The 6,000-nt window shown below is 71.8% G+C and carries 5 protein-coding genes; 3 read left to right on the forward strand and 2 right to left on the reverse strand.

Annotation, left to right across the window (positions count from 1 at the left end; translation table 11 throughout):
* The first annotated feature begins 212 nt into the window (after positions 1 to 212).
* The gene (locus tag AB0K43_RS28540) at positions 213 to 1,640 is read left to right on the forward strand and encodes an amino acid permease (RefSeq protein WP_363644743.1); all 1,428 of its coding nucleotides are present in this window, start codon (positions 213 to 215) and stop codon (positions 1,638 to 1,640) included.
* A 41-nt stretch (positions 1,641 to 1,681) separates the two neighbouring features.
* On the opposite strand, the gene AB0K43_RS28545 is transcribed toward AB0K43_RS28540, so the two are convergent.
* Together AB0K43_RS28545 and AB0K43_RS28550 are read right to left on the reverse strand one after the other, a co-directional pair.
* Positions 1,682 to 2,662: a DeoR/GlpR family DNA-binding transcription regulator gene (locus tag AB0K43_RS28545; RefSeq protein ID WP_363644745.1), complete on the reverse strand. Its 981-nt coding sequence runs from the start codon at positions 2,660 to 2,662 to the stop codon at positions 1,682 to 1,684.
* Positions 2,663 to 2,860: 198 nt separating this feature from the next.
* Positions 2,861 to 4,357, reverse strand: a complete 1,497-nt coding sequence (locus AB0K43_RS28550) for an NAD(P)H-quinone dehydrogenase (protein WP_363644747.1) — start codon at positions 4,355 to 4,357, stop codon at positions 2,861 to 2,863.
* Positions 4,358 to 4,477: 120 nt separating this feature from the next.
* Between AB0K43_RS28550 and AB0K43_RS28555 the strand changes: the two genes are divergently transcribed.
* On the forward strand, positions 4,478 to 4,915 hold the full coding sequence (locus tag AB0K43_RS28555; protein WP_363644749.1) for a gamma-glutamylcyclotransferase: 438 nt from the start codon (positions 4,478 to 4,480) through the stop codon (positions 4,913 to 4,915).
* A 138-nt stretch (positions 4,916 to 5,053) separates the two neighbouring features.
* Positions 5,054 to 5,914 (forward strand): purine-nucleoside phosphorylase, encoded by an 861-nt coding sequence (locus AB0K43_RS28560; RefSeq protein WP_363644751.1) that lies wholly within the window; start codon positions 5,054 to 5,056, stop codon positions 5,912 to 5,914.
* Positions 5,915 to 6,000: the final 86 nt, after the last annotated feature.

Raw genomic sequence — 6,000 nt, forward strand, 5'->3', positions numbered from 1 at the left:
GGACCGGTTTCCTTTTCCGGCAGCGGCTGACGAGGTCACGACATCGACTCATCGGTGTGACGAGTGCGTGGTACTCGTCGGTATTCGGTGATGGGGATTCCGATACCCGGACGTAGGCGCTAGTTTGCCCGAATCGCGTGATTCCGTCCCCACATCCCTCCGGCAGCAGTGGCCGAGGGTCCGGGCTCGCGCGGGAAAGGCAGTACCTCCTCATGAGCGCGGACACCACCCAGCGCACCGGGACCGGCCCCGCGGCCGCCGACGGCAACCTGCAGGCCGGACTCAAGAACCGCCACCTGTCGATGATCGCCATCGGCGGCGTGATCGGCGCCGGCCTCTTCGTCGGCTCCGGCGCGGGCATCGCCGCCACCGGCCCCGGCATCCTGCTCTCGTACGCCCTGGCCGGGGTGCTGGTCGTGATGGTCATGCGGATGCTCGGCGAGATGGCCGCGGCCGACCCGCAGAGCGGCTCCTTCTCCGCTTACGCGGACCGGGCGCTGGGCCGCTGGGCCGGGTTCTCGATCGGGTGGCTCTACTGGTTCTTCTGGGTGGTGGTGCTGGCCGTGGAGGCCACCGCCGGCGCGAAGATCCTCAACAGCTGGGTGCCCGGCGTCCCGCAGTGGGCCTTCGCCCTGCTGGTGATGGCGGTGCTGACCGCCACCAACCTGTTCTCGGTCGCCTCCTACGGCGAGTTCGAGTTCTGGTTCGCCGGCATCAAGGTGGTCGCGATCGCCGCCTTCATCGTGATCGGCGTGCTGGCCGTCTTCGGCCTGCTGCCCGGGACGGACGCGGTGGGCACCACCAACCTGGTCGGCCACGGCGGCTTCCTTCCGCACGGCGTGGGCGCGGTCTTCACCGGCATGCTGACGGTGGTCTTCGCCTTCATGGGCAGCGAGATCGTCACCCTCGCCGCGGGCGAGTCGGCCGACCCCGAGCGCGCCGTCAGCAAGGCCACCAACAGCGTGATCTGGCGGATCGGGATCTTCTACCTGGGCTCGATCGCGATCGTGGTCACCCTGCTGCCGTGGGACTCGACCGCCGTCAAGGGCAGCCCGTACGTGGCCGTGCTGGAGCACGTGGGCATCCCCGGTGCGGGCCGGGTGATGGACGTCATCGTGCTGACGGCCGTGCTGTCCTGCCTCAACTCGGGCCTGTACACGGCCTCCCGGATGGCCTTCTCGCTCGGCCGCCGGGGCGACGCGCCGGCCGCCTTCGCCAAGGTGAGCAGCCGGGGCGTGCCGACCGTGGCGATCCTCTCCTCGGTGGTCTTCGGCTTCGTCGCGGTGTTCTTCAACTACACCTCGCCGAACACGGTGTTCCAGTTCCTGCTGAACTCCTCGGGCGCGGTGGCACTGTTCGTCTGGCTGGTGATCTGCTTCTCCCAGCTGCGGATGCGCAAGATCATCGAGCGTGAGTCGCCCGAGCGGCTGACCGTGCGGATGTGGCTCTACCCGTACCTGACCTGGGCCACCATCGGCCTGATCGGCTTCGTGGTGGTCTACATGTTCACCGACCCGGACGGCCGGGTGCAGATGTACCTGTCCCTGGTGGCCGCGGCCATCGTGCTGGCCGCGGCGCCGATCGTGCAGCGGCGCCGGGCCGGCCGGGCCCTGGCCGCGGAGGCTGCCGGCACCTCCTGACGGCCACCCCGCCCCGGGTGGGCCCCGGGCCGCGGCAGGCGCTAGCGGACCCGGGGCCCACCCAGTTCGGCGAGGCGGGTGGGCAGCTGGCCCGGCGGGCCGCTGTGCGCGCCGGGGCGGCGCTGGCCCGGCAGCGGGGCTCCGCCGGGCGGCGGGGCGACCCGCCGCGGCACCGCGGGGCCGGCCGTCAGCGGCTGGTGCCGCTCAGGCCCGCCGTGCGCCGTCGACTCGGCCGGCAGGCCCATCGGGGCGACCGAGATCCGCACCCCGCAGTCGGCCAGCGCGCCCAGCTCGCAGGCGGTGGCGTCCTCGGCGGCGGACTGCTCGTCCGTGACCAGATGGGTGATCGCCTCGGTCGGCACCGTCTGGAACATGGTGTCGGCCCCGAGCTTGGTGTGGTCCGCCAGCACGATCACCTCGGCGGCGGCCTGGACCAGGGCGCGGTCCACGCTGGCGGAGAGCATGTTGGTGGTGGACAGGCCGCGCTCGGCGGTGAGGCCGCTGCCGGAGATGAAGGCCTTGGAGACCCGCAGCCCGTGCAGGGACTGCTCGGCCCCACTACCCACCAGGGCGTAGTTGGAGCCCCGCAGGGTGCCACCGGTCATCACCACCTCCACCCGGTTGGCGTGCGCGAGCGCCTGGGCGACCAGCAGGGAGTTGGTGACCACCGTCAGGCCCGGCACCCGGGCCAGCCGGCGGGCCAGCTCCTGCGTGGTGGTGCCGGCGCCGACCACCACCGCGTCGCCCTCCTCGACCAGGCCGGCGGCCAGGTCGGCGATGGCGCTCTTCTCGGCGGCGGCGAGATGGGTCTTCTGTGGATAGCCGGGCTCCCGGCTGAAGCCGCCGGGGAGCACCGCGCCGCCGTGCCGGCGGTCGAGCAGCCCTTCGGCCTCCAGCGCCCGGACGTCCCGACGGACGGTGACTTCGGAGGTCTGGACGACGCGGGCCAACTCCCGGAGCGAGACTGCTCCGTTGGCGCGCACCATCTCAAGGATCAACTGGCGACGTTCTGCTGCAAACACAGAACCGACGGTAACTGAATGACCGTCTGCTTTCAGGCGTTTGCAGCTGGTAGCGGGAAATGCTCACCTCGGCCCAGCGCGCGACCGTACAATGCGCGCCGCTGTCCGCCGGCTCACGCGCTCCACCGCGCGGGTGGGGCCGACCGGGAACGGCGGAGGCGGCCGCCACCGGCGACCGCCTCAACTGGGCTGCGTGGATCAGGAGTCCGTGTTCTCGCGCTTGCGGATGTGCAGCTGCCGGGCGGCCTCGGCGGTGGAGCCGGAGAGCGACGGGTAGACCGTGAACGCGCTGGCCACCTGTTCGACCGTCAAGTTGTTGTCCACCGCGAGCGAGATCGAGTGAATCAGCTCGCTGGCCCGCGGGGAGACCACCACACCACCGACCACGATGCCGGTGCCGGGGCGGCAGAACAGCTTCACGAAGCCGTCCCGGATGCCCTGCATCTTGGCCCGCGGGTTGCCCCGCAGCGGGAGCTTGACCTCGACCGCGTCCATCGTGCCGCAGGAGACATCGGCGGCGGTGTAGCCGACGGTGGCGATCTCCGGGTCGGTGAAGACGTTGGAGGCCACGGTCTTGAGGTTGAGCGGCTGCACCGCGTCGCCGAGCACGTGGTACATCGCGATCCGGCCCTGCATGGCGGCGACCGAGGCGAGCATGAAGACGCCGGTGCAGTCGCCCGCGGCGTACACGCCGGGGGCGGTGGTCCGGGAGACCCGGTCGACCTTGATCTGGCCCCAGTCGTTGAGCTTGACGCCCGCCTCCTCCAGGCCCATGCCGGCCGTGTTGGGGATCGAGCCGACCGCCATCAGGCAGTGCGTGCCGGTGATCACCCGGCCGTCGGCGAGGGTGACCTCGACGTGGTCCGCCTCGTCCGCGGCGGAGCCGTCCGCGCCCTCGGTCCGCGCGGTGACCCGCTTCACCGTCTCCGCCCGGGAGCGGCCCATCACGTTCATGCCGCGGCGGCGGAAGACCTCCTCCAGCACCTCGGCGGCGTCCGGGTCCTCGCCGGGCAGCACCCGGTCGCGCGAGGAGACCAGGGTGACCTTGGAGCCGAGCGCCTGGTACGCGCCGGCGAACTCGGCGCCGGTGACACCGGAGCCGACCACGATCAGCTCCCGGGGCAGCTCCTCCAGGTCGTAGACCTGGGTCCAGGTGAGGATCCGCTCGCCGTCCGGCTGCGCGTCCGGCAGCTCGCGCGGGTGCACGCCGGTGGCGATCAGCACCGCGTCCGCGCGCAGCGCCTCGGTGCTGCCGTCCTCGCGGTCGACCAGCACCTCGCGGGAGCCGTCCACGCCCTGGCCGTCGGGGCCGAGCCGGCCCTTGCCGCGCAGCACCGTGACCCCGGCCCGGGTGACCGCCTGGGTGATGTCGTGGGACTGCGCGATCGCCAGCCGCTTCACCCGTCGGTTGACCTTGCCCAGGTCGACGCCGACCACCCGGGCCGCGCGCTCCAGCGGCGGGGTGTCGTCGGCCACGATGATGCCCAGCTCCTCGTAGGAGCTGTCGAAGGTGGTCATCACCTCGGCCGTGGCGATCAGCGTCTTGGACGGGACGCAGTCCGTGAGCACCGCCGATCCGCCCAGACCGTCGCGGTCGACGACGGTCACCTCCGCGCCGAGCTGGGCGGCCACCAGGGCCGCCTCGTATCCGCCGGGTCCGCCACCGATGATCACGATCCGAGTCACGTGCTCCATTGTCCTGCATGCCGGAACCTGCGCCACGCCGGGGGCGTTGATTCCACCCGGCCTGCCGCGGATGTGACGGTGAACACTCCCCGGCCCGGAGCGCGGGGCGATCTCCCGTAGGCTGACGGCATGTCGCTCTACGCCGCGTACGCCACGAATCTCGATGCCCGACAGATGAGCCGGCGCGCCCCGCACTCCCCGCTGCGCGGCACCGGTTGGCTGACCGGATGGCGGCTCACCTTCGGCGGCGAGCACCTCGGCTGGGAGGGCTCGCTGGCCACCGTGGTGGAGGACGAGAAGGACCAGGTCTTCGTCTCGCTCTACGACGTGGCGCCGATGGACGAGGAGGGCCTCGACCGCTGGGAGGGCGTCCAGCTCGGCATCTACCGCAAGGTCCGGCTGCGCGCGCAGACCCTGGACGGCGAGGTGCCGGTCTGGACGTACGTGCTGAACGACTACGAGGGCGGGCTGCCCGCCGCGCGCTACCTGGGGCTGGTCGCGGACGCGGCCGAGAGCGCCGGCGCCCCCGACGACTACGTGTCGGACCTGCGGCGCCGTCCCTGCTGACCCTGGCCCGGCCGGCGCCGGCCGGGGTGGGAGATTGCTACAGGCGCAGGCGGCGCATTCCGGCCCCGACCTGTTGTTTCGGGTCAACCGGGTAACAATCCGGCAAGCCTTGGCGCGTTGGTCTACGCGCGTAGGCGAATGGCGACTATTCTCGGCCGTGTGAACGTATCTCCTCAGTCGGTCGTCTCCGCCGACCCCTACGCCGCCGCCCAGGACGCCGCCGAGCGCCTGCGCGAGCTGACCGGTGCCGAGCGCCACGACGTCGCCCTGGTGATGGGCTCCGGCTGGGTGCCGGCCGCCGACGCGCTGGGTGAGACCGTGGCCGAGTTCCCGGTCACCGACCTCCCCGGTTTCCCCGCCCCCTCGGTGGCCGGCCACGCCGGCAAGATCCGCTCGGTCCGCATCCCGGGCGGCGAGGGTTCCGGCGAGAAGCGCGCGCTGATCTTCCTCGGCCGCAACCACTACTACGAGGGCTACGGCGTGGCCACCGTGGTGCACGGTGTCCGCACCGCCGCCGCGGCCGGCTGCAAGACCGTCGTGCTGACCAACGGCTGCGGCGGCCTGCGCCAGGGCTGGGTCCCCGGTCAGCCGGTGCTGATCAGCGACCACATCAACCTGACGGCGGACTCGCCGATCGTGGGCGCCAACTTCGTCGACCTCACGGACCTCTACTCCAAGCGGCTGCGCGAGCTCTGCCGCGAGGTGGACCCGAGCCTGGACGAGGCCGTGTACGTGCAGTTCCGCGGCCCGCACTACGAGACCCCGGCCGAGGTCCACATGGCCCGGGTGATCGGCGGCGAGCTGGTCGGCATGTCGACCACGCTGGAGGCCATCGCGGCCCGCGAGGCCGGCGCCGAGGTGCTGGGCATCTCCCTGGTCACCAACCTGGCCGCGGGCATGACCGGCGAGCCGCTCAACCACGCCGAGGTGCTGGAGGCCGGGAAGGCCTCGGCCGAGCGGATGGGCGCGCTGCTGGGGAAGGTCCTTGAGCGGATCTGATCGTCCGCTGACGCAGAATCAGTAGACAGGGGCCGTCGGACCGATGTCGGATGACAGATTTCACCATCTGTCATCCGACATCGGTC

This window comes from Kitasatospora sp. NPDC049258 (genome assembly GCF_040678895.1).
Classification (GTDB): Bacteria; Actinomycetota; Actinomycetes; order Streptomycetales; family Streptomycetaceae; genus Kitasatospora.